Annotated in this window: 4 protein-coding genes; 3 read left to right on the forward strand and 1 reads right to left on the reverse strand. The window is 31.9% G+C overall.

Translation table 11 applies throughout. The annotated features are described in order from the left end of the window. The first annotated feature begins 253 nt into the window (after positions 1-253). The 3 genes from V2H77_RS00860 to V2H77_RS00870 all read left to right on the forward strand — a co-directional run bounded on the left by V2H77_RS00860 (position 254) and on the right by V2H77_RS00870 (position 2,290). The gene (locus V2H77_RS00860; protein WP_036777367.1) at positions 254-568 is read left to right on the forward strand and encodes a hypothetical protein; all 315 of its coding nucleotides are present in this window, start codon (positions 254-256) and stop codon (positions 566-568) included. Positions 569-972: 404 nt separating this feature from the next. Then, positions 973-1,452: an Hcp family type VI secretion system effector gene (locus V2H77_RS00865; RefSeq protein ID WP_049584668.1), complete on the forward strand. Its 480-nt coding sequence runs from the start codon at positions 973-975 to the stop codon at positions 1,450-1,452. A 202-nt stretch (positions 1,453-1,654) separates the two neighbouring features. Next, positions 1,655-2,290 (forward strand): DUF4225 domain-containing protein, encoded by a 636-nt coding sequence (locus V2H77_RS00870; RefSeq protein WP_341497291.1) that lies wholly within the window; start codon positions 1,655-1,657, stop codon positions 2,288-2,290. On the opposite strand, the gene V2H77_RS00875 is transcribed toward V2H77_RS00870, so the two are convergent. After that, the coding region (locus tag V2H77_RS00875; RefSeq protein ID WP_341497292.1) for a hypothetical protein at positions 2,278-2,674 on the reverse strand (397 nt) is incomplete at its 5' end. The genes V2H77_RS00870 and V2H77_RS00875 overlap by 13 nt on opposite strands.

Here is a 2,674-nt window from a genome sequence, read left to right on the forward strand (position 1 = left end):
ATAGAAATGAGAGAGAGAATTGGTTATCAGAATAGATAATGCGGAAAAAACAGCACCTTATTATTTCGGTTGTTATTTATTACATGATTGAATGACAATGTATATACAATGAATTTGTTGGCTGTATTTTTCTTAACTGTGCTGATAAATTTCAATATTTAACTGTTTGTGGAAAGTGTTAAGTTAAATTTCATAGGTGAAATCACCTATTATATATGTCACTAAATAACAGTTAAAATAAGGAAGGCATAAAATGTCATCGAAAGTTATAGCTATAAACCCTGGTCAATCGTTTGAGATTTTTAAGCATGGAAATGTAATATTTCCCAATCATTATCCTTTGGCGATTATAAAAAACAATGGTATGGCGCCGATTAGGGCGGTAAATTACTGGGCTCCCCCGATTGGAGATTATAACCAGTATGGTTATATTGATGTTTACCCCGGTGAGGAGAAAACATTTCTCGCACCTGTTAACGCTGTTTATTTCTATAAAATTATAGTCACCAATCTCAGCACTATTTACAACGCAGAAATTGAAGTTACATCGCAGTTTTGGAATTGGTAGTTGAACCTTTATGGGGCATATTTTAAGAATTTAATTATCTAGCAAACCGATTTAAGGAGGCAGGTTTTAACCTGCCATCCTTTATTTTAGGTGATATTAAATCTCACTCTTTTGGGGTTGGCTATTCTATTAATAAATAACTTTAAGTGTTTTCAGTAAATGTATCTCGTGATATTTAATTGTTAATGGCTTTCATTATAATTAGTCGTTTTGGGTTTCAAGGTTGATTTAAGTGGAATATTTATAGCAATTAAATTCTATTTCTAACACCAAAGGATTAACGAAACTTTTCTTGTCATGAGGTTTATCACACTCTTTGGAAATGAAACCAACAGTTATATTACATTTCTTATCAATATACTATATATTCATATTTTTGAATGTTAACTAATTGATGATTTTTTATGGCAAATATAATCTATTTGGAAATTAAGGGTGATAAACAAGGTTTGATATCACAGGGATGTTCAACGGTTGATTCTATTGGTAACACATGTCAGCTTGGTCATGAAGACCATATATTTGTTTATGAATTGACGTCTAATATAACCAGAGGTCAACATGTTAACCATCAACCGGTTGAGATAAGAAAGCCAATAGACAAATCTTCTCCTCTTTTGGGGTTAGCCATAACCAATAAAGAATCGCTGCAATGTATTTTTTATTTTTACAGAACATCAACTAAAGGTGGTTTAGAACTCTATTATAAGATAAAACTCACTGGCGCATATATATGTGGATTGAATGGGTTTTATCCAAACTCATCTACGCATAATGAATGCCAGCCACAGGAAAGTTTATCTTTAATGTATAAGTCAATAACGTGGGAACATGTGATGTCCGGCACCAGTGCATATAGCATATGGGAAGACAACGTTTATTGAGGTTTTTATGAAAGGGATATCCCATCTTTCTTATGATTTAAATAATTACGCTTCGTCATTGAAGCGTAAAGCACACTTGGCTGCCAGCTTTTTTATAGAAGATAGCCAGTTTAGAATGTCATATTTAAAATAAATTGATGACTTTGTTAATATAAAAACACGTGAGTTTAAAAATACCTTTGATGTAAATGAAAAGAAGAGATTGGTTTATGAAGTAAAAGATGAATATGAAATAACGGAAAGAGAATATCAGGCTTTAAGGCGTAAGGATTATACCAAATATATTGTAACCGATATATTTGAAGATCAGGGCGTGGTTAAATACGCAAAAATAGGCGGTGGGGTTGTTGCTGGTATTGTTCAGACAGTTGCTGGTATTTCAGTTTTTAATTCAGGTAAATTGGTAAAATCTAAAAGTGTTCAGTCAATGGGAATTGTTTTGTTTGCTCATGGAGGTAATAACTTTTATGAAGCTATTAGTCCGATTCTCTATGAGAGTCAAGATATAGGCTGGCTCAGGGAGGGATATCGGCACATCTCTCATGCTTTAGGTTATGATGATAATGTAGCTAATGTTGCTTATAGTTCAGTTGATTTAGTGGCGAGTGCATATGGAACATATGGAATGTTCAAGCTTAAGCCTATTAAATCAAAGAATAATATATCGGGGGGCTATCCTGTAAAGCCGGGGGCGGGAAAATTATTTAGGTATATTAATGAGGATCTTGCCAGAAAATGGCGGTTAACACCAAATCCTATATTAACCATTCAAATATCTGGTAGTATGTATAAAGTCAAACTTTTGATAGATGACATAAATAAACTTCATGACGATTGAAATTTAGTTTTTATTTTAAATCGGAAATAAAGTATTGATAATTTCAATTCTGTAATAAGATTAATGGAATGACCAAATAAAAATAAAAAAGATACTGTTGTTAATAAATAAACAAAAAACATTAATGGAATCCCATATGCTTTTCCACTAAAAAGCATGCCTAACATTATAAACGAAGAAATCAGTGTCGAATATATTATTGGCATGGCTACTTCTTCACCTTTAAATAGCAGATAATGACAAAAACAATCTGTTTTGCTTTGGTATTTATGATAAATATTAGGATCATATTTGTGTAGAATAATAAAGTTTCTCTTTATCTTAATCAATTCTTTAAAGGTGAGTCCACTATTTAATATTAGTTTTCTTAAGTCAGTTAGGTTC

It is taken from the genome of Photorhabdus sp. P32, assembly GCF_038085095.1.
GTDB classification, from domain to species: Bacteria; Pseudomonadota; Gammaproteobacteria; order Enterobacterales; family Enterobacteriaceae; genus Photorhabdus; species Photorhabdus luminescens.